This is a genomic window from Phenylobacterium sp. (assembly GCF_036495085.1).
Classification (GTDB): Bacteria; Pseudomonadota; Alphaproteobacteria; order Caulobacterales; family Caulobacteraceae; genus Phenylobacterium.
In genome coordinates this window covers 1-19,307 of record NZ_DASXNL010000085.1, presented here as the reverse complement: position 1 = coordinate 19,307, position 19,307 = coordinate 1, and the positions used below count along the sequence as shown (strand labels likewise).

16 protein-coding genes are annotated in these 19,307 nt (G+C 66.1%); 5 read left to right on the top strand and 11 right to left on the bottom strand.

Translation table 11 applies throughout. From position 1 onward, the window contains the following. The coding region (locus VGI62_RS10035) for a TorF family putative porin (RefSeq protein WP_331504343.1) at window positions 1-405 on the top strand (405 nt) is incomplete at its 5' end. A gap of 211 nt (window positions 406-616) precedes the next feature. Next, window positions 617-2,551 (top strand): nucleoside-diphosphate sugar epimerase/dehydratase, encoded by a 1,935-nt coding sequence (locus VGI62_RS10030; protein ID WP_331504342.1) that lies wholly within the window; start codon window positions 617-619, stop codon window positions 2,549-2,551. Window positions 2,552-2,702: 151 nt separating this feature from the next. On the opposite strand, the gene VGI62_RS10025 is transcribed toward VGI62_RS10030, so the two are convergent. Continuing rightward, window positions 2,703-4,556 (bottom strand): phosphoenolpyruvate carboxykinase (GTP), encoded by a 1,854-nt coding sequence (locus tag VGI62_RS10025; RefSeq protein WP_331504341.1) that lies wholly within the window; start codon window positions 4,554-4,556, stop codon window positions 2,703-2,705. A gap of 304 nt (window positions 4,557-4,860) precedes the next feature. Here VGI62_RS10025 and VGI62_RS10020 point away from each other — a divergent pair, with 304 nt between their 5' ends. Further along, window positions 4,861-5,877: an NAD-dependent epimerase gene (locus tag VGI62_RS10020; RefSeq protein ID WP_331504340.1), complete on the top strand. Its 1,017-nt coding sequence runs from the start codon at window positions 4,861-4,863 to the stop codon at window positions 5,875-5,877. A gap of 209 nt (window positions 5,878-6,086) precedes the next feature. Here the strand turns inward: VGI62_RS10020 and VGI62_RS10015 are convergent, their stop codons facing one another. Beyond that, window positions 6,087-6,719, bottom strand: coding sequence for a PEPxxWA-CTERM sorting domain-containing protein (locus VGI62_RS10015; RefSeq protein WP_331504339.1), 633 nt, complete (start codon window positions 6,717-6,719; stop codon window positions 6,087-6,089). Window positions 6,720-7,095: 376 nt separating this feature from the next. Between VGI62_RS10015 and VGI62_RS10010 the strand changes: the two genes are divergently transcribed. Further along, complete coding sequence (locus VGI62_RS10010; RefSeq protein ID WP_331504338.1) at window positions 7,096-7,239, top strand: hypothetical protein; 144 nt, start codon at window positions 7,096-7,098, stop codon at window positions 7,237-7,239. On the opposite strand, the gene VGI62_RS10005 is transcribed toward VGI62_RS10010, so the two are convergent. The 5 genes from VGI62_RS10005 to VGI62_RS09985 all read right to left on the bottom strand — a co-directional run bounded on the left by VGI62_RS10005 (window position 7,240) and on the right by VGI62_RS09985 (window position 12,838). Then, window positions 7,240-8,544, bottom strand: a complete 1,305-nt coding sequence (locus VGI62_RS10005) for a nucleotide sugar dehydrogenase (protein ID WP_331504337.1) — start codon at window positions 8,542-8,544, stop codon at window positions 7,240-7,242. Between the two features lie 80 nt (window positions 8,545-8,624). Then, window positions 8,625-9,044 (bottom strand): DUF4112 domain-containing protein, encoded by a 420-nt coding sequence (locus VGI62_RS10000; protein WP_331504336.1) that lies wholly within the window; start codon window positions 9,042-9,044, stop codon window positions 8,625-8,627. Window positions 9,045-9,122: 78 nt separating this feature from the next. Then, window positions 9,123-10,628, bottom strand: coding sequence for a lipopolysaccharide biosynthesis protein (locus VGI62_RS09995; protein ID WP_331504335.1), 1,506 nt, complete (start codon window positions 10,626-10,628; stop codon window positions 9,123-9,125). An 83-nt stretch (window positions 10,629-10,711) separates the two neighbouring features. Then, entirely contained in the window at window positions 10,712-11,395 is a 684-nt protein-coding gene (locus VGI62_RS09990) for a class I SAM-dependent methyltransferase (RefSeq protein WP_331504334.1), read from the bottom strand. Window positions 11,396-11,566: 171 nt separating this feature from the next. Then, window positions 11,567-12,838, bottom strand: coding sequence for a glycoside hydrolase family 99-like domain-containing protein (locus VGI62_RS09985; protein ID WP_331504333.1), 1,272 nt, complete (start codon window positions 12,836-12,838; stop codon window positions 11,567-11,569). Between the two features lie 304 nt (window positions 12,839-13,142). Here VGI62_RS09985 and VGI62_RS09980 point away from each other — a divergent pair, with 304 nt between their 5' ends. After that, a complete protein-coding gene (locus VGI62_RS09980) occupies window positions 13,143-14,324 on the top strand; it encodes a glycoside hydrolase family 99-like domain-containing protein (protein ID WP_331504332.1) in 1,182 nt (393 codons plus the stop codon). Here the strand turns inward: VGI62_RS09980 and dgcA are convergent. The 4 genes from dgcA to VGI62_RS09960 all read right to left on the bottom strand — a co-directional run bounded on the left by dgcA (window position 14,278) and on the right by VGI62_RS09960 (window position 19,099). Then, on the bottom strand, window positions 14,278-15,258 hold the full coding sequence (dgcA, locus tag VGI62_RS09975) for an N-acetyl-D-Glu racemase DgcA (RefSeq protein WP_331504331.1): 981 nt from the start codon (window positions 15,256-15,258) through the stop codon (window positions 14,278-14,280). The two genes, VGI62_RS09980 and dgcA, sit on opposite strands and share 47 nt — an antisense overlap. 2 nt (window positions 15,259-15,260) lie before the next feature. Next, the gene (locus VGI62_RS09970) at window positions 15,261-17,807 is read right to left on the bottom strand and encodes a polar localization protein TipN (protein WP_331504330.1); all 2,547 of its coding nucleotides are present in this window, start codon (window positions 17,805-17,807) and stop codon (window positions 15,261-15,263) included. Between the two features lie 148 nt (window positions 17,808-17,955). Further along, window positions 17,956-18,168 carry a hypothetical protein gene (locus VGI62_RS09965; protein ID WP_331504329.1) on the bottom strand — a complete coding sequence of 71 codons (213 nt, stop codon included), beginning with the start codon at window positions 18,166-18,168 and terminating at the stop codon, window positions 17,956-17,958. Between the two features lie 112 nt (window positions 18,169-18,280). Then, complete coding sequence (locus VGI62_RS09960; RefSeq protein WP_331504328.1) at window positions 18,281-19,099, bottom strand: polysaccharide deacetylase family protein; 819 nt, start codon at window positions 19,097-19,099, stop codon at window positions 18,281-18,283. Between the last annotated feature and the right edge of the window lie 208 nt (window positions 19,100-19,307).

Genomic DNA, 19,307 nt, shown 5'->3' with positions numbered 1-19,307 from the left:
AACGTCGATCTCGGCGTCACCTACAACGGGTTCACGAACCAACCGAGCGGCCCGCACCAGGACTATGTCGAGTGGAAGGTCGCGCCCTCGATGGCGCTTGGCCCGGCCACCGTCGGTCTGGCCTATTTCTACGCCGACAATTTCCTCGGTGAGACGGGACCTGCGCACTACTACGAGATCAACGGCTCGATGCCGATCGGCAAGACGCCGGTCTCGGTCAGCGGCGCGCTTGGCCATCAGGAGGTCAAGGGACCGTTCGACTACACGACCTGGAACCTTGGCGCGGGCTACGCCGTCAACAGCCACATCGGTTTCGACCTGCGCTACTGGGACACCGACGCCCATGGCCTCGGCAGCCTCTACAAGGCCAAGCTCGTGCTCGGGGTGAAGGCAACCTTTCCCTAAGCATCGACCCCTTAGCCTCCAGGAAGGCGGTCGGTGGCCGCCCTTTTTTGTTTGGTTTTCAGGGCCCGGCGCCCCGCAACCAGGCATGGTATGCGCGCCCGGCGCCACAGCCGCCGCGCGATTGTCGAACCTCGCCCGGTTTCGGTGGACGCTTGCACCCCCGGGACTATGTTGGCGATCGTTCAGTGATGGAGTTCGGCGCATGGAGCGAATGGCCTTTAGAGCCCAGACCATTGTCGCCGACGTGGTGCTGGCAGCCGGGGCTTTTGCACTCGCCTTCCAAGTCGCAGCCGCGGGCCGACCCATCCTCGAAATGACCGCGGATCCCGCGCTCAGCTTCATCCAGCTCATCGTGCTCTACGCCACCCTGGCCGGCGGTTTCACCATGCTGTTCCGCCGGGAGCTGTCGCCCTGGCGCTACGCTTCGATCCCCGACGCCCTGGTGCTGTTTCGCATCGCCGTCCTCACCGCGCTCTTCTTCCTGGTGTGGGTCTTTGTGATCGATCGCGCCCGCGGAGTGCCGCGCGCCGCCTTGTTCCTGGCGCCCCTGTTCCAGATGGTCGGATCGATGGGCGCGCGGATCCTGCGCCGGGCGCTTCACGAGCACGCGCTGGACAGCTTTTCGCCGTTGAAGGGCCTGACGGACCGAATCACCCAGTCGCCGCCGCTTCTCCTGATCGGGCCGCCGTCGCAGGCCGACACCTATCTGCGCGACATCGCCCGTAGTCACGACCGCAGCTATACCCCGGTCGGTATCGTCGGCACCGACAGCCGCGACGTCGGCGCACAGGTGCGAGGTATCTGCATTATCGAGAGCCTCGAGAACCTCGACGAGGCGCTCGCCGACCTGCGCCGCTGGAACCGTTATCCGCGCGCCATTCTCTTCCTGGAGGAACCTGGCCGCCTGAAGGGCCTGACGGCGGACCAGCTCGGTCGTCTGAAGACCGACGGTATCCGCCTGCTCCGGCTGCCGTCGATCGTTGAACTCGCCCAGCACGACGGTGTGACCCTGCTGCCGATGCCCGACATCAACATCGAAGAGCTGCTGGCCCGTGAACCCATCGAGCTCGATCGCGTCGCCATCGGCCATCTGATCCACGGCCGGCGCGTGCTTATCACCGGCGCGGGCGGCTCTATCGGCGCTGAACTCTGCCGGCAGGTCGCCTCGTTCCGTTGCGCCCACCTCTCGCTGATGGACTTCTCCGAGACCTCGCTCTTCGAGATCGAGCGGGAAATGGCCGAGACCTACCCGCAGATGTCCCGCCAGGCGGTGCTGTGCGATGTCCGCAACCTCGCCCGCGTAAACCAGGCGTTCGCCGTCGAACGCCCTGACCTGGTTTTCCACGCAGCGGCTTTGAAGCACGTATCCATGGTCGAGCAGCACCCCTGCGAAGGAGTGCTCACCAACGTGATCGGCACCTGGAACGTGTCAAAGGCCGCCAAGGCCTGCGGGGCCGGCCAGATGGTGCTGATCTCCACCGACAAGGCCGTCGACCCGACCAACGTCATGGGCGCCACCAAGCGTCTGGCCGAGAGCGTCATCCAGGCTCAGCAGAATGGCGGCCAGGGCGCCCGGTTCTCCGCTGTCCGGTTCGGAAACGTGCTGGGCTCGGCAGGCTCGGTCGTTCCGATCTTCAAGTCCCAGATCGAACGCGGCGGTCCGGTCACCGTGACCCACCCCGACATGGAGCGGTTCTTCATGACCATCCCGGAGGCGAGCCAGCTTGTCCTGCACGCCACCGCCACCTGCGCCGAGGGCGAGGGCCGCGACGCGCGCCTCTTCCTGCTCGAAATGGGCGAGCCTGTGCGCATCATGGACCTCGCCCATCAGATGATCGCGCTCTCCGGTCGTTCGCCGGGCAAGGAGATCGAGATCCAGATCACCGGCCTGCGCCCCGGCGAGAAGCTCACCGAAGCCCTCCTGGACGAGACCGAAAGGTCGCTGCCCTGTGCGCCGAAGGTGATGGAAGTTGTGTCGAATTCAGCGCTGCACGTCTCGGCTGCCCACCTGGCGGAGCTGGAGGTCCTGGCCGAACGCGGTGACGTCGAGGCCGTGCGGCGCGCCCTCTTTGACCTGGTCTCTCAGATCCGCGGCGAACGCACCGGCGCAGCGCCGCCCAATCTGCGCGTGGTCGCCAACGGCTGACCCCAGCAATTCGACGGCGCTCGTGGCCGGCCCGGTGGGGCTCACTGGCTCGGCGTCCGGCTATATGGCCGGCCTAGGCCGCGAGCGGACAGGTCCGAAAAACGCGCGAGAACGCGGTTGATCTCCGCCCCTTCCTGGTCAGGCCTGAGCGTTATTCCGCCGCGGCCATAGCGGGCTTTCGGGCTGGAGCGCCCAGCCGCTTGCCGAGCGCGTCGAGCTCGGCCCAAAGCGCCGCCGGCAGGCGATCGCCAAATCGCTCGTAGAATGCCGGCACGAGGGCCGCTTCCTGGCGCCAGATGTCCGCATCCACCGTGAGCAGCAGGTCGAGCTGGGCCTGCGTCAGCCCAAGGCCCGAAACGTCCAGGCTGCCTGGGGCCGGCAGATTGCCGATTGCGGTCTCCACCGCCTCGGCCTGGCCATCCAGCCGCTCGGCGATCCACTTCAGGACGCGCGAGTTCTCGCCATAGCCCGGCCAGACGAACTTCCCGCGCTCGTCTTTGCGGAACCAGTTCACGAAATAGATGCGCGGCAGCTTGGCCGCATCGGCCTTGGCGCCCATGGCCAGCCAATGCCCGAAATAGTCGGCCATGTTGTAGCCGCAGAACGGCAGCATGGCGAAAGGATCGCGGCGCAGTTCCCCGATCGCGCCCTCCGCCGCCGCCGTGCCCTCCGATGCCACGTTGGAGGCCATGAACACACCATGAGCCCAGTCGCGCGCTTCGTTGACGAGGGGTACTGCCGAAGCTCTACGGCCGCCGAACAGGATCGCCGAAATCGGCACTCCGGCCGGGTCTTCCCATTCCGCAGCGATGACCGGCGTCTGCGAGGCCGGCACGGTGAAGCGGGCGTTAGGATGGGCGGCCGGCTCGGAGCTCTCAGGTGTCCAGTCCTTGCCGCGCCAGTCGATGAGGTGCGCGGGCGGCTTGTCCGTCAGGCCTTCCCACCAAACGTCGCCGTCATCCGTCAGCGCCACGTTGGTGAAAATGCAGTTGGCGTGGAGCGCGGCCACCGCGTTCTTGTTGGTGGTCTCGCCCGTCCCGGGCGCGACGCCGAAGAAGCCGGCCTCAGGATTCACCGCATAGAGCCGCCCGTCGTCACCGAAGCGCATCCAGCAGATATCGTCGCCGATGGTCTCGGCCGTCCAGCCGTCCAGCGTCGGCTGCAGCATGGCCATGTTGGTCTTGCCGCAAGCGCTCGGGAAGGCTGCGGAGATGTACCGAACGTCGCCTTTGGGCGACGTCAGCTTGAGGATCAGCATGTGCTCGGCGAACCAGCCCTCGTCGCGAGCCATCACCGAGGCGATGCGCAGCGCGAAGCACTTCTTCCCCAGGAGCGCATTGCCACCGTAACCAGAGCCGTAGGACCAGATCTCCCGCGTCTCAGGGAAGTGGACGATGTACTTGATCTCGTTGCACGGCCAAGCGACGTCCTTGACGCCGTCGACCAACGGCATGCCCACCGAATGCACCGCCGGCACAAAAAAGCCGTCCTCGCCGAGCTGGCCGAGGGCGGCCTGGCCCATCCGCGTCATGATCTTCATGGATACGGCCACGTAGGCCGAGTCCGTGATCTCTACGCCGATAGCGCTGATCTTGGAGCCCAGCGGCCCCATGCAGAACGGCACGACATACATCGTGCGCCCCCGCATGCAGCCCTTGAACAGGTCCTTGAGGTCGGCGCGCATTTCGGCGGGCTCGAGCCAGTTGTTGGTCGGACCGGCGTCCTGGGGCTTCTCCGAGCAGATGAAGGTGCGGCTCTCGACGCGGGCCACGTCGCGCGGATCGGATGCGGCGTAGAACGAGTTCGGACGTTTCGCCGGATTGAGCCGTTTGAGCGTCCCGGCATCCACGAGCGCGCCGGTGAGCCTCGTCCACTCGGCGTCGGAACCGTCGCACCAGTGCACGCGGTCGGGCTGCGTCAGCGCGGCGATTTCGCGAACCCATTGAAGGAGTTTCGCGTGCTTCGTCGGCGCGGGCTCAAGTCCCGGGACGCTGCGTTGGTTCATACTGACGCTCCCTGGCCCCACTAACCGCCCGTCTTCGCGGGCGGAATCGCGCCCAGGCCGGTCAAAGTTGCACTCTCTTAGATGCAGATCGCGGGCCTGCATACTCCAGGCCAACGATTCAGGCTGGACAACAACGTGAACGCGCCTGCGGCTTTTTGGATCACCTCGCGCCCCCTCCACGCCAATCACATCCCCGCGTTCGCGGTTGTGATCGGCTCATCAATGGGCCACGCGGCTCAGGATTTGAAGTTCGCGCCCGGCGGTGGCACAGCCATCGGCGACAACGGCGGAGTCGGGTAACAGCATGACGATCTTGGTCACGGGCTCGGCCGGCTTCATCGGTTTCCATCTGGCGCGGCGGCTCCTGGAGCGCGGCGACGCGGTCGTAGGGCTCGACGACCTCAACCCCTACTACGACCCGGCGCTGAAGGCCGCACGTCTGGCGATCCTCGAGGAACACCGCGGCTACCGTCACGCCAGGCTCGACCTCGCCGACCGCCAGGGCGTGCCGGCGCTCTTCGCCGAGGTGAAGCCCGAAGCGGTAGTCAACCTCGCCGCCCAGGCCGGCGTCCGCTACAGCCTCGAAAGCCCGGCCACCTATGTGGACTCCAACGTCGTGGGTTTCCTGAACATCCTGGAAGGCTGCCGCGCCACCCAGCCCAGGCACCTGGTCTTTGCCTCGACGAGTTCGGTCTACGGCGCCAACGGCAAGCTGCCTTTCAACGTTCACGACGGGGCGAACCACCCGATCACCCTCTATGCCGCGACCAAACTGGCCAACGAGGTCATGGCGCATTCATACGCCCATCTCTTCGGCATCCCCTCGACCGGGTTCCGCTTCTTCACCGTCTACGGCCCCTGGGGCCGGCCCGACATGGCGCTCTTCAAGTTCACCGAGGCGATCCTCGCCGGGCGCCCCATCGACGTCTACGGCGAGGGCAGGATGCAGCGCGATTTCACCTATGTCGCCGACATCGTCGACGGCCTGGTCGCCGCCATCGACCGACCAGCGCGCGTCAATCCCGCGTGGGATCCTCTGAAGCCTGACCCGGCGACCAGTGGTGTGGCGCCCTGGCGGGTGTTGAACCTCGGAAACAGCCAGCGCGTCGAACTGATGCGCTACATCCAGGTGCTGGAAGAAAAACTGGGTCGCAAAGCCGAGCTCAACCTGCTGCCGATGCAGCCTGGCGACGTGGCCCGCACAGAGGCCGATGTCGAGGAGACCAAGGCCGCCCTGAGCTACGCTCCCTCCACGCCCATCGAGGTCGGGATCGGGGCTTTCGTCGATTGGTACCTGGAATACTACGGCCGAAAATCCTGACCCCACCAGGCGACCAGCACTTCCCCAATTCCGAACGTGCGTTGAAAAGGGGGCGGCACGGATGGAAGGCGGACAGGCCGGCCTCAGGCATCTGGAAACGGGCCTGATCCCAGGACTCCCGCATTCGCAAGATTGGCCACCAGACGCGGAGCCGCGGTCGCCAGGGCGACCGCGGCTCGTCGAACTTGAGGCAACCTGGTCTGGTTGGATCAGGCTGTCTGGAGCCGGCGTCTCGAACGGAGGGCCGCGCCCATTGCGCCGAAGCCCGCCAGCATCAGGCCCCAGGTCGCGGGCTCGGGAGTTGGGCTGCCGAATTGCCTGACGCCGACGCCCGGAAGGATATTGAGGACGGCCGGACCCTCGCAGCATTCGCCGTAGGACAGCTGGAAGCTGTAGTTGCCGGCGCTCGGCGCTGTGATCGAGAAGGCCGTTGTGGTCGGCGAGGTCGGCCCAGGTGCGTTCAACGGGAAGCCGCCGATACCCCCGACTGCCAACTGCACGCCGTCGTCGTGCGCTATGGTGTAGTTGTTGACGCCGGCGTTCAGGAAGGTGGCCCCGGTGAACAGGAAGACCGTGTTGTCCAGCGCGTGGCTGCCGTTGACGCCGGTGCTGATGCCCAGCCACGTGTCGATCGAGGTCGTGGGGCTGCTGAGCGTCGAGAAGCTGAGCGACGAAACGCTGCCCGTTCCGCTGGGCGCGCCAAGCCCGATGACGTTGGCGATCGTGGCGTTGCTCGCCACGGCCGTCTGATTGATCCAGTACTGCACGGTGACGGCAGCATTGGCCGCGCCGGCGACAAGAAGTGCGCTCGAAGCGGCGAGTCCCAGAAGCACCTTACGCATGTGATTTTCTCCAAACGCCATTCAGATGCCGCGCGACGGATTGCCGCTCGCCTTAACCATGCGTTCATCGAACGCTGATGGGCAACCCGTTTCGCACGTCAGGCGAGAAATTCTTTGGGAAAAAATGCGACCGTGGGTAGTCCAAAGGGGCGCAGGCGTCCACTTCCCCCCGAACAAGCGGACGTCCCGAACGATAGCAGGGTCAAAGGCGGGCATCGGCTTCTGGCCCAAGGCCGACCGTGGCCTGAGGTTAATGAATACCCAGACCGGGCCCGCGCCTTCGAGGCCGGCGTCCCGACGAGCCGGGGCTCAAAGCGTGGGTTGTTGCTGGCTTGTTGCGCCATTTGCGCCCATTGTGACGGCTGCGCGGGGGACCATGCGACAAACACCGGGAATTCCCGCCGCCGACGAAGCGCAGCGCGTCGACGGCTCCGCGCGGCACAGCACGAGCGTCATGCTGGTGGCCGCCGCGATCTTTTGTATCGGCGTCTTGGCCCTGGTGATTTTCCTGCGAGGCTAACTAGAGGCGAAGGTCGGCGTCCGCCTTCGGCAGAACGCTCTTGACGTCGAAAAGCACCGACTTGCTCGCGCCGAACCTGCGGATCTTCTCGGCGCCGAGCTCGGTGAACTGGTTGTGGGCCACGGCCAGGACGACCGCGTCGTAGACCCCCGCGACCGGTGCGGCGATCAGCTCAAGACCATACTCCACGCGCGCTTCATCCGTATCGATCCAGGGGTCCCAGACATCGACCTCGGCCTCGTAGTCGTTGAGCTCCCGGATGATATCGATCACCCGGGTGTTGCGCAGGTCCGGGCAGTTCTCCTTGAAGGCCAGGCCCATCACCAGCACGCGCGCGCCCTTCACCGAAGTCCCGCGATGGATCATCTCCTTGATCAGCTCGCGGGCGATATAGCCTCCCATGGCGTCGTTGATCCGCCGCCCGGCCAGGATGACCTCAGGATGGTAGCCCAGCGCCTCAGCCTTGTGCGTCAGGTAGTATGGATCGACCCCGATGCAGTGACCGCCGACCAGCCCGGGGCGAAAATTCAGGAAATTCCACTTGGTCCCGGCCGCGGCCAGGACCTCCGAGGTGTCGACCCCAAGGCGTTGGAAAATCAGAGAGAATTCATTGATCAGGGCGATATTGAGGTCACGCTGGGTATTCTCGATCACCTTGGCGGCTTCGGCGACCCTAATCGAGCTGGCGAGGTGCGTTCCGGCCGTCACCACGGTCGCATAGAGGGCGTCGACGAATGCGGCCGCCTGCGGCGTCGAACCTGCGGTCACCTTGACGATGCTGGCCAGCCGATGGGTCGGGTCGCCCGGATTTGCCCGCTCGGGGCTGTAGCCGGCGAAGAAATCGCGGTTGAAGGTCAGGCCTGAGACCTCGGCCACCACCGGCACGCAATCCTCTTCCGTAGCTCCCGGGTAGACAGTAGATTCGTAGATCACCACTCCGCCTCGGCGGATTGCGCCGCCGACCGTGCGGCTGGCTGCCATCAGCGCCGATAGGTCGGGCCGTTTGTGGGCGTCGATCGGCGTCGGCACGGTTACGATGAAGACATTGCATCCGGCGAGGTCGGCCGGGTCGGCGCTCAGCTTCAGCCCCGTCGCCGCCGAAAGCTCACCGGCCGATACCTCCAGGGTGCGATCTTCGCCCGCCCGCAATTCGGCGACCCGCTCGGCCTTGATGTCGAAGCCCACCACCTCGTGTTCGGCGGCGAAGGCTACGGCCAGGGGCAGGCCCACATAGCCCAAACCGATCACCGCGAGCTTCGCAGGGGTCTCGGTGAAGGGGTTTTGCAGCATCGAGGTCTCGCGCACGTGAAGCTCGCGCGGTCACTAGCACGGTTTGCGGCCAGTCCGGGAAGCTGCCGCCTCGCCCCAGGTCAGCCGGGGCAGCCCTAACGCTGGAGTGTCGGGCGGACCACCGTACGCCAGGAGGGGGCGTCGACGACGGTCTCTGCGTGACCGAACCGCGCTGCGATATCCTTCTGCAACGCATTGGCCGCCATCCACTGGCCGCGGAAGAGCGTGTCCATCGCCCAGCCAATGACCGGCACGTCGCTCATGACGCTGTTGGCGCTCAGGTATGCCGCCATCCGGGTCAGCGTCCAGGAAGACGCCCCGGCCCGCACGCCCTCGTAGAGCAGCAGGACACCGGTGCCGACGCTGTAGATGGTGCCTGCGCCCGGAACCCAGGCCAGAAAGCCGTCCACGCCGATGCCCCATGGCCCGATCTTGATCAGGTTGTCGGAGAGCTGCTTGATGAACTCGGCGTTGCGCCAGGCGCGATGGGCTCGGTCGCGGGTGATCTTGTCCATGAGTGTCCATCGCCTTCTGGAATCCTGAACCCGCAATGGTCTTCGTCGTTCCGCGCCTAACGGCGGGCAAGCGGCCTGCTAAGGCGGGGTCGCCGCCCGCGTGGGGTTGGAAGGCTTGAACTGTTCCCTCAGCCGCAGGACGCCGCGCAACATCTCTCGCCCCCTGGGAAAGCCACCCAGGATCGCTGCAAACAGGAGATAGGAAACCGGAACCATCGCGAACAATTCCAGCCCATGGGGTTTAAACCGATCGTAGGCCGTGAAGATGACGGCGAAGACGACTGCGGCGGCGACACAGAAGGGAACCAGGGTCAGGCCAAGATCCATCCGACGGACCGGGCCTTCCCGTGTCGCCCCCAGGAGCACGAGTGGGGTTCCAAGCAGAGTGAACGATAGTCCCGCGCCGGCAGCAACGCCGGCGGCGCCCCAAGGCAGGCCCGCGATAAACCCGACCAGGGAAATCACCGCCAGGCCGACACCATATTTCATCTGGGTGCCGGTTCGGCTCTGGCTTGTGAAAAGCCAGTAGGTGCTGGAGTAGAGCGGCGACGCCAAGACGCCAAAACACAGCCACGATGCGATAGGGCCAATTCCGGTCCAATGGCTTCCGAGCAGGAACTCAAAGAGCGGGGTCGCAATCACCGCGCCGCAGACAGCACCCGGCCAGACCAGGAGAAGCACCAGCTCAAGCATGTTGAGGTAGGCCTTTCTGTATCGCGCCGCATCGTCCCTCCTGCGCAGAAGTGTCGGGGTGGCCACCCGGTTGAAGGGCATCAAAAGCTGTCCAAGGGGCTGGGTGACGGTCCGATAGCCCTTGTCATACAAGCCTAGAACCTGGTCTCCCCCGAACACCCCAAGTATGATGTTGTCGGCGGTGCTGGTGACGTAGGTTGCGAGGTTCGTCCCGGTTATATGGCCACCAACCTTCAATATGGACCGAAGGCCGGGTTCGCGACGGGGAGGTCCCGGTATCCAACCCGTGGCGAGCCAGGCGCCGATCACCATGACGATGCTCTCTGCCGCCTGGGAGGCGAGCAGCGACCAATAGCTCCAGCCGGCATAGGCGGCCGCTAGGCCGACGGCGAGACTACAGAGCGGCGCGAGCACGTCGAGGATCGCAAGTGCTTGGAATCTGACATTTCTTGTCAGGAGTGCGAAATGCTGCGTCGCCAGGCCGCCCAGCGGAACCATAACCGCGGCGACCATTGCTACCCGGATAAGGCGAGGCTCATGATAGGCTAGCGCGATGAGCGGAGCGCATACGATGACGCTCAAAGCGACCCCGATGTTGATCGCCGAGCCCAGCCAGAAGAGCGCCGACATCTGTCTGCGGGTAATATCGGGATGCTGGACAACCGCCTGACCGATGCCGAGGTCGGCCAGCAACACGACCAAGCTGAGAACCGGCGCAATCATCGCCACCAGGCCGTAGTCGGACGGGAGCAGAAGACGGGCGATTGTGATCTGAGCCGCCATCCGGATGACGAACTTGGCTCCTTGCGAAACCGCCGTAATGGCGCCGCCGCGCACAGAAATCCGCTTGAGCTGGCTGGCCTCGATCTCTTGGGTTATCGGGTCGTCCATCTCACCCTCAGGTTCGGATATTTGCGCTGGCCGTTGCGATAGCGCGTGGACGCTCGTCCGCCTGGAGTCGAGGCCGTTTCGGCCTAGTTAGTCAGGACCGCCTTAATGACGTGCTGACAGCCGAACAGCGTTGGGAACAGGCGGTTGGAGGTTCTTACGAAGGCATGCAGCGCCCGCTTGGGAACGTGCCGGAACGGAGATCTTTGATAGACCGGAAGTTGCACGCCCGCTGTCTGCCGCATCGCCACGATCGTCAATCCAGCGTCTTCCACCAGCCTTCTGATTGTCCGCGAGTAGAACCAGCGAAGATGGGTGACGTCCATGATGCCGTACTCCGCGTAGTCGAAGCGGCCGAATAGGAGGTTTAGACGGACAGTCCAATGAGCGACGTTGGGAACTGAGATCAGCAAGTGCCCCCCCGGTTTCAGCGCCGCGCGCACGAGCTTCAAAGCCGCGCCAGGGTCGGCCATATGTTCGAGCACGTCGGCCATCATCACGACGTCGAAGGGCTGCTCGCCCGCGACGAAGGCCTCGTCCAGGATGCAGCACATCGCATTTACGCCGCGCGAACGCGCCAGGGCCGCGCGTTGCGGATCCGGCTCGATCGCCACGACCTCATTGCCTTTGCCGTGATTGGCGATGAGCGTCACCGAGCCTGTGCCACACCCGACCTCCAGCACGCGAACCCCCGTGGGCATCATCGCCCGCAGGATTCCCGCCACCTCCTCCGGATGGTCCGACTGGCCGTCATAGCGCAGAGGCTCCAAGGGGGCGCTTACGAGGCTGTGCCCCGACTCGTCCGGGCTGTGCGCCGGCTCATCGGACTCTGAACCAGACGTTGGGGGGCCGCGCTGCATTCTACAGTCCTCGCCGCGCTATCGAGCTTGATGACCATGCCCGGGGGAGCGGCCACATTCCTACCATCGCAAGGGCCGTCCTTATGACAACCTCAAGGTACGCGACAGCTTGTTCCTGATGCGATTTCGGAAGGAAATGCGCGGCGCCGAACGGGAGTCAACTACCGGGGCGGCTGGGCGCGGGCGTTCCTGTCCCGGCGGCGCGTTGAGATTATCGAGCACGCGCCGCGTTTCCGAAAGATAGGCGAAGCCGAAGTGGCGGTCGGGCTCCAGATAGGTGCCTTCGGCCCATTCGTTCCAGGCATTGATAAACACGATCTTTTCGTCGGCCGTACCCTGTGCGCCGGCGAAGGCCGCCGCGCTAGCGAGCCAATCGCCATATTTCTGTGGCGTCGATCCGATGAAACTTTGCCCGCGCTTCGGTTTCCGCGCTTCGTTGTCCCAGCTGGGGCAAACACCGGGGAACATGCGATATTCCGTCGTCCTGGCCGCGATCTCGGCCGAGGCCATTTCGTCGTATGAACTGACATAAACCCTCGAACTTGCCGCGAACAGCTGAAGGTAGCCTGAGCAATCGGGCAGATTCCAACCCACCTTATGCGGGGGGAATCCGGCCGCCGCGTCCATGCCATAGGGTCGAGGATCGCTATCGCCGAATGCTTGAACCATGACGATGTAGGGGTCGCCACAGCCGGCCGAAATGAAGTATTCCCGCCATCGGTCAACAGTCGCCCTGGGGTCAGGCATAATTCCAGGCCGATAGATCAGCAGCAGCGGTCTTCCATCGATGCGGATGTATCTCTCATCCCGGAAGGCGCGGACCACCGACTCCGCATAGCGTAGGTCGTCTTCCGGGGAGTGCTCCTGCTTCAGCAGAAGCTCGTTTTCCAGCCCGTCCCACCGGCGGCTCCAGCTTTCGTTAGCCCAGCACAGGCAGAAGTTGAGCTTTATCTGCGGGTTGTCCAGCAAGACCGTGACCGGCGCCTCGAGAATCTTGCGCCCGCCGAACCAGTAGTCATGGATGCAAAATCCGTAGACGCCGCCAAGTCGCGCCAGTTCGGCTTGCGCCTCCAGGGCCTTCAGCGTCGAGGCGTCGTAGAAGCCGAGGTCGGCCGGCAGCCGGGGCTGAAAGTGGCCGACGTATTGTGGAAGCGCCTTGGTGACATTGGTCCATTCCGTGAACCCCTTGCCCCACCACTGGTCGTTTTCCGGAACGGCGTGAAACTGCGGCAGGTAGAAAGCGATGAAGCGAACTGGGTAGCTTTGAGGCTCCGTCTCCGGCAGCGCGTTGCGCGGGACAAAGTACGGTCCTGGATTCGTGTTGAACTCGTACTGTTGGATCAAACTGACCAATTGGCCCCTCCTTCCGGACACACACGGCCCCCCACTGTCGGTGCAGCTAACGGGCCGACGCCATATGTCAGTGTGCCGGATGCGAATTAAGGCCTAACAACCCGCGTGAGAAAACCCAAGGTCGACGACCGGAAAGTCAGCATTTCGGCTGAGGCCGGAATCCGGAAGGCGGCGGTATTGGCGGTCCATCGCCCCTGGCGTTCACCTCCAGAGCGCCCGCCCAGACTTAAGGAGGCCGACGCTTGCCAAGTGGCGCCAGACCTATAGGAAATCCCCACCAGGCAACACCGGTTCAGGACTGGAAATGACGGAACCCCTAGCGCGCGTGCTCGCGCTCTACCTGCCGCAGTTTCATCCCGTTCGGGAAAACGACGACAGTTGGGGGGCCGGGTTCACGGAGTGGACCAACGTCGCCAAGGCCCGGCCGATGTACCCAGGCCACCGACAGCCCCGGCTTCCCGCCGATCTCGGTTTCTATGACCTGCGGGTGCCGGAAGTCCGGGAGCGCCAGGCGCAGCTCGCCCGCGAGGCGGGCATCGAATCCTTTTGCTATTGGCACTACTGGTTCGGCGATGGCCGCCGCATCCTGGAGCGTCCCTTCGAGGAGGTCCTGGAATCTCGAGCCCCGGACTTCCCGTTCTGCCTCGCCTGGGCGAACCATTCCTGGAGCGGCATCTGGTACGGCGATCCAAAGGCCATCCTGGTCAAGCAGGACTATCCAGGCAAGGCCGACGAGGAAGCGCATTTCCGCTGGGCCCTGAAGGCTTTCGAGGACCCCCGATACACGCGCGTGGACGGCAAGCCGCTGTTTGCGATCTTCCGGCCGGAGGACCTGCCGTCGACCCAGTCAATGTTGGACCACTGGCGCGAACTCGCGCTCAAGGCCGGCCTGCCCGGCATGTATTTCGTGGCGTTCTCGCGGATCTACGCCCCTGGCGTCGACCGCTACCGCGACAAGATCTTCGAGCCCTTTGACGCGGTATCCCTGCTCGGCCCGCAAGACTACCTGGAGACCCACGGCTGGGCCCAGGGCAAATCCCTGCGCCGCCGCCTCGCGGAGCTGAATTTCGGGCGGCTCAACCGGTTCAAGCCAGAGTTCCTGCGTCGCCCGACCCGGATCGACTTCCGCGACGTGGTCGCCCACGCCCTGGAGGACCTGCCCGACGACCCGAGGTTTCTGCCCTCGATCCTGAGCGGTTGGGACAACACCCCCCGCTCCGGCGAGCGTGGCGTTGTCTACGAGGGCATGACGCCCGAGCTGTTCCAGGAGACGGTGCAGAAGGCGGTGGACCGCGTCCGCAACCGACCGGCCGAGCAGAGGATCATTTTCCTGAAGGCCTGGAACGAGTGGGCGGAAGGCAACATCGTCGAGCCTGACGCCGTCTACGGTCATGACCTTCTGAACGCCATGCGTTCGGTCCTGCTCGACGGCGCGGCTCTTAACCCCAAAGTTCGACAGGCGGCGGCTCGATCAGCGAGCCGGTGATCGCAAGTCCCGGCTCGCGGTCGCGCTTCAGAAGCAATGGCCCGTCCAGATCCACGAAGTCCGCGCCCTGGGCCGGGATAAGCGCCGGCGCCATGGCAAGCGAGGTGGCCACCATGCAGCCGATCATCACGCGCAGTCCCATGGCCCGGGCTTCGGCGGCCAGCGCCAGGGCTTCGGTAAGCCCGCCCGTCTTGTCGAGCTTGATATTGGCCACCGCGTATCGCTTTGCGCAGGCGGCCAGCTCGGCGCGCGTGTGCAGGCTCTCATCGGCGCACAGCGGCACGGGGCTCGCATAACCTTCCAGCACCGCGTCCTCGCCTGCGGCCAGGGGCTGCTCCAGTAACTTCACGTCCAGCCGGGCGAATTCCGGCGCGAGCCGGCGCAGGTCGTCGAAGCTCAGCGCCTCGTTGGCGTCGACGATCAGCCGGGCAAGCGGCGCGGCGGCGCGGACCGCGGCGACCGCGTCGAGGTCGCCTGGACCGCCGATCTTCAGCTTCAACATAGGGCGGCGCGAATTGGCGAGGGCCGCCTCGGCCATCGCCGCAGGCGCGCCCAGGCTGATCGTGAAACAGGTCTTCACAGGATCGAGCCGCGCCCGGCCAGCCAAGGTCCAGGCCCGCACCCCCGCCCGCTTGGCCTCCAGGTCCCAGAGCGCGCAGTCCAAAGCGTTGCGCGCTGCTCCGGCCGCCAGGAGCTCGTGCAGACGTGCGCGATCGGCGCCGGCCTCGATACTCGATCGCACGCCCTCGATCTGATCGAGCACGTCAATGGTCGTCTCGCCGTAGCGAGCATAGGCCACCGCTTCGCCTCGGCCGCGGTGCGCGCCCTGCACAATTTCCGCGACCACGACCTCGGCTTCGAGTTTCGCGCCTCGGGAGATCACAAAAGCCGTGGCCAGCGTCCAACGCTCGGCTCGGGCGCTGAGCCCGCGCACGCCTAGTCCTGGTCTCCCGACGCGGCGTCGAGGAGAAGATAGAGCCGCCCGCCGTCGTCGCCCAGCAGGTTGGCCATCAGAAAGCCCTCCGGGTCACGGACCATCGCGTCATCCACCAGGGTCTGGTAGCGGCGGATATAGACCTCCGCCTGGCGCTTCAGGTCGTCGTCGGTGAAGAGCCGCCGCTGAATTCGCCGGGAGGCGGCAGGGGCGAGCCGTTTGACCACCGTGCGCGCGCCCAAGGCGTCGCCGGTCTGCACGGCTGCAGCAATTTCGTCGATCCGCGCCTTGGGCAACAACTTGGCCGGCTCGACACCCATCCTGGCGAGCTGGTCGCCAAGGATATCCTGCAGTCGCTCGCCATCGCCATCCGCGCCGTCGATCGAGGCCAGAAGGTCCTTCCAGGTCCAGGACTCGCCTTCGTGCGGAGCCTCCCCCTGCTCCCCCGTCAGTCCGCCGGCGGCTTCGAAAACCGCCGTGAACTCCTCATCCGTGGCCGTCGGCGTGAGCTTGAGGCGCGGGCGCAGGCCCGGGTCCTCCACGGGCTCGCGCGGCGCCGATGGCTCCATCAGCTCTTCCAGGGCGCGCTCATCCTGGTCTTCGGCGGCGAGCGCGGGCTCGGGCGCGGGCGCAAGCGTGCGTGGGGCGGGCCTCGGCCGGATCGAAGCCGGCGAGGGGGCGCCAAGCGCCGGGGACAGGGGGGCCGGCGGCATTGCCGCAGACGCGCCCATCAGCCTCACAGCCTCGCTCAACATCTCGAAGTTCCGCCGCGCGCGTTCCTGGAAGGCCGCATCGATCGCCTGCGCCTCTTCCGCGGTCCGCCGGGCCTGGGCGTTGAGTTCCTGCATCCCCTCCACCACCGCCACCCGAACCAGGTCGATCTGGTTCTGAGCGCTGGCCGGAAGCCTGGCCGCCCGCTGATCGATCTCGGCCATCATGTCGTGCAGGGCGCTCAGCGAGGCCCGGGCCGCCGCGGCGCCTTCCTCGAGCCTCTTGGCGGTGGCCGCGCCGGCCTGGTCGACAATCCCGGACGACTGCTCCACGAGCGTGCGGGCTTCTGTGAGCCTGGCCTCGAACATCTCGTTGGCCTTCTGCCCGGCGGAGAGCGCGGCCTCGGAAATCTGGTCCACCTGTTCGCGGGCCGAGGCCGCATGGCGGGCGGCCGCGGCGCGGGTTTCCTCGGCGGCGGCGGCCAGCGCCTCGATCGACTCGCGGGTCTGCGCCTCCAACCTGGCGCGCTGGTCGGCGGCGGCGAGCGAGACGCTCTGCAGGGACTCCATCGTCGAGTGGCCCAGCCCCTCGCGTTCAGCCCTGGCGGTCTCGGTCAGTTCGCGGAACTGCTCAAGGGCGTCCGTCATCAGCGCACGGAGGGTCTCGCCGCCCTGCGTCGCGCGCTCTCCGAGCTCTGCCGAGGACAGGCGTGTCTGGCTGATGAAGTCGGAAAGCTTGGCCGCGTGCAGCTCGGCCTGGCCGACGAAATCCTCGTTGTCGGACTTGAGGGTCTGGGCAAGCGAGATGAGGGCAGTCCGTTGATCAGTCAGGCCGCCTTCCACGGCGCGCACCTGCTCGGCGACGCCGGCGCCGGCGTTTTCGAGACGCGCGATGTGACGGGTGAGATCTTCGCCGGCGGTGCGGGCTGCTGTGCCGGCCTCCCCGGCCGCCGCGGCGATGTCGGCGGCCCGCGCCGAGAGCACAGCTTCCGCTTCACGCAACTGGGTCTCGGCGACTTCCGAGGCCTCCGCCACCATCCGGGCCTGCTGGGCGATCGTGTCGACGACGCGGGTCGCCTGCGCGTCGAGGCTGTGGGCCAGCACGCCCATCTCGGCGCGTTCGCGGCCCATGGTGGTGGTGAGTTCGCGCGTCGAGCGGACCGAAACCTCGGTGCTCTCCACCAATCGCTCGCTTTCGGCGGCGAGGGCCTCGCGCAGCGCCAGCAGGGTCTCGCGTGCTTCGTCCGCCGCAGCTCCCGCCCTGAGGATCTCCTCGCGAATGCTTTGCGCCACCTGCCCGGCGCGGGCCGCAGCTGTCACGGCGGGCGCCAGCATGTCTTCGGCCATGGCCTTGGCCCGGCGGCTTTCGGCGCCGAGCTTCTGGCCCTGGCGCACCAGGTAAGCGGCGAAGAAGACGAACACCGCGGGCCCGACGGCCAGCAGGGCGAACACCAAAAGGGCGAAGTTGTCGTCGCGGAGCGGGGCGAGACCGTTTCGGTATCCCCAGGCAAAGGCGATCGGCCCCAGCGCCCACAGTCCGGCGACCGCCAAGGCGGTCAGATAGACCGGCCATCCGGGCGGGGGCTTGAAGTCTTCGGTCTCGGCGTCCTCGAAGGCCTCGACCGGCGCCGTCAGGCGCACCGGCGTACGCGGCAGGGTCTCGGTGATCGCGGAGTGAAGTTGCGAGGGTTCCGAGGTGACCCACGCCGGCCGCACCTGCGAGGGCGCCGGCTCCGGAACGTCCTCAGCCGTCGTCTCCGCCTCCGGTGCGGACTGGGCGAAGGTCTCGCGCGCCGGAGCGCCGAAGTCCGCCGGACGGGTCCGCTTCTTGATCCTCATAGGCCTCTTCCGTCGATGCAGCCGGCCCTGGTCCGGCGCCGGCGCCCCAACTGCCGATTGAAGGATTACCCGCGATGGGTCGCGACGCAAACAGCCGAGCGCGGCTTGAGGACGATCGGGCGCAATCCGGCCGTTGCGAGGCCGCGGCTCAAGTCTTGATAAGTTGCGCGCGCCGTCGCTCGTCGGGGCAGCCGGTCGTACGGACGACGTGGTGGCGCTGCGGCGTGCGGGCGATCACCCGCTCGGCAGGCGGGGGCTGACGCTCCGCCTGGGTCGGCTCCATGGTGACGCCGAAATGCGACAGGGCCACAGCTGACGAATGAACGACCACCGCAGCGACAATCTCGGTAAAAGTCGTCATCGCCGATACCGGCTCCGAAGCGATTCCGTCGAGCGCTGTTATACGTCAGGCCGCGTCGTGGCGCGACAGGATGACGCGTGAATAATGCGTAATGTTGGCGCCCTTGCGCGGTTCAGCGCGTCGGCTGGCGCCAGCGGCTTTCCACATAGTCGAACACCTGTCCCATCGGCGCGCACCAGACGTTGAGGGCCGCAATGTGGGCCAGAATCTTGGCGTGAGTCGCAACGCTGGCGTCGCCGTCGGCATGCCACTTGGGCAACACATCGTGGAACACCAGGATCGCCCACCCGCCCTGAGCCACGGTCTCTGTCAGGTATTTCAGCGCCGGGGCGAGCCGATCACCGTCGTAGGTGGGCTCGAAGGCGTGCAGGTGCAGGGGGTCGGAGACGACCTGGCTCGGCCGGTTCGGGCCCCCGGACGTGGTGCGCGCGGCGACCACGCTGTCGCGTTCGAGGATGCGGCGGTAGCGGGCGAACCGCTCGCGGCGGTCACCCTGGCCCAGGCCGAGGTAACCGCACGGGTAGGCGTAAGTGCGTTCCCGGTCCGCCCCGAAGTGCGTGTCGAGATAGCCCTCCATAGGGTCGATTTCCGAATGCTCGAAGCGCCCGGCGCTGTAGCCGCGAAGCGCGCAAGGGTGGCTCATGGTGTGGTTGGCCACCTCATGGCCGTCACGGGCCAGCGCTTCCCATTCCGCCAGACGCCAATGGGCGTTGGTCTGGGTGAGGAAAAAGGTCGCCTTCAGGCCAAGGCGCCTCAGCTCGGGCACGGCGTTGTCGAGCTGGCTGTTCAAGCCGTCGTCGTAAGTCAGGCTGACCGCCGCTCGCGAGCCGTCCGGCCAGCCACGGCGGGGCTGCGCGGACGCCCGCCCGGCCAGGCCCGCACCGAGCGCGGCGCTAACCAGCGAGCGCCGGGATATGTCAGATCCGCCCATGGCCCCTTCTAACGGTTCAGCGAGGTCGCCTCTAACGGTTCAGCGAGGTCGCCGCCGGGCGCAGGAGCTCACGCTTCGGCCTGAGCCCGGGCGACCGGTTTGCGCCGTCCTCGCAGATAGCGGACGCCCCATACGATTCCCACGACGGCGATGATCGCGCCGGCGGCGATCAGCGTCCAGCGCCCCGCGTGATGACCGTGGCCAAGCA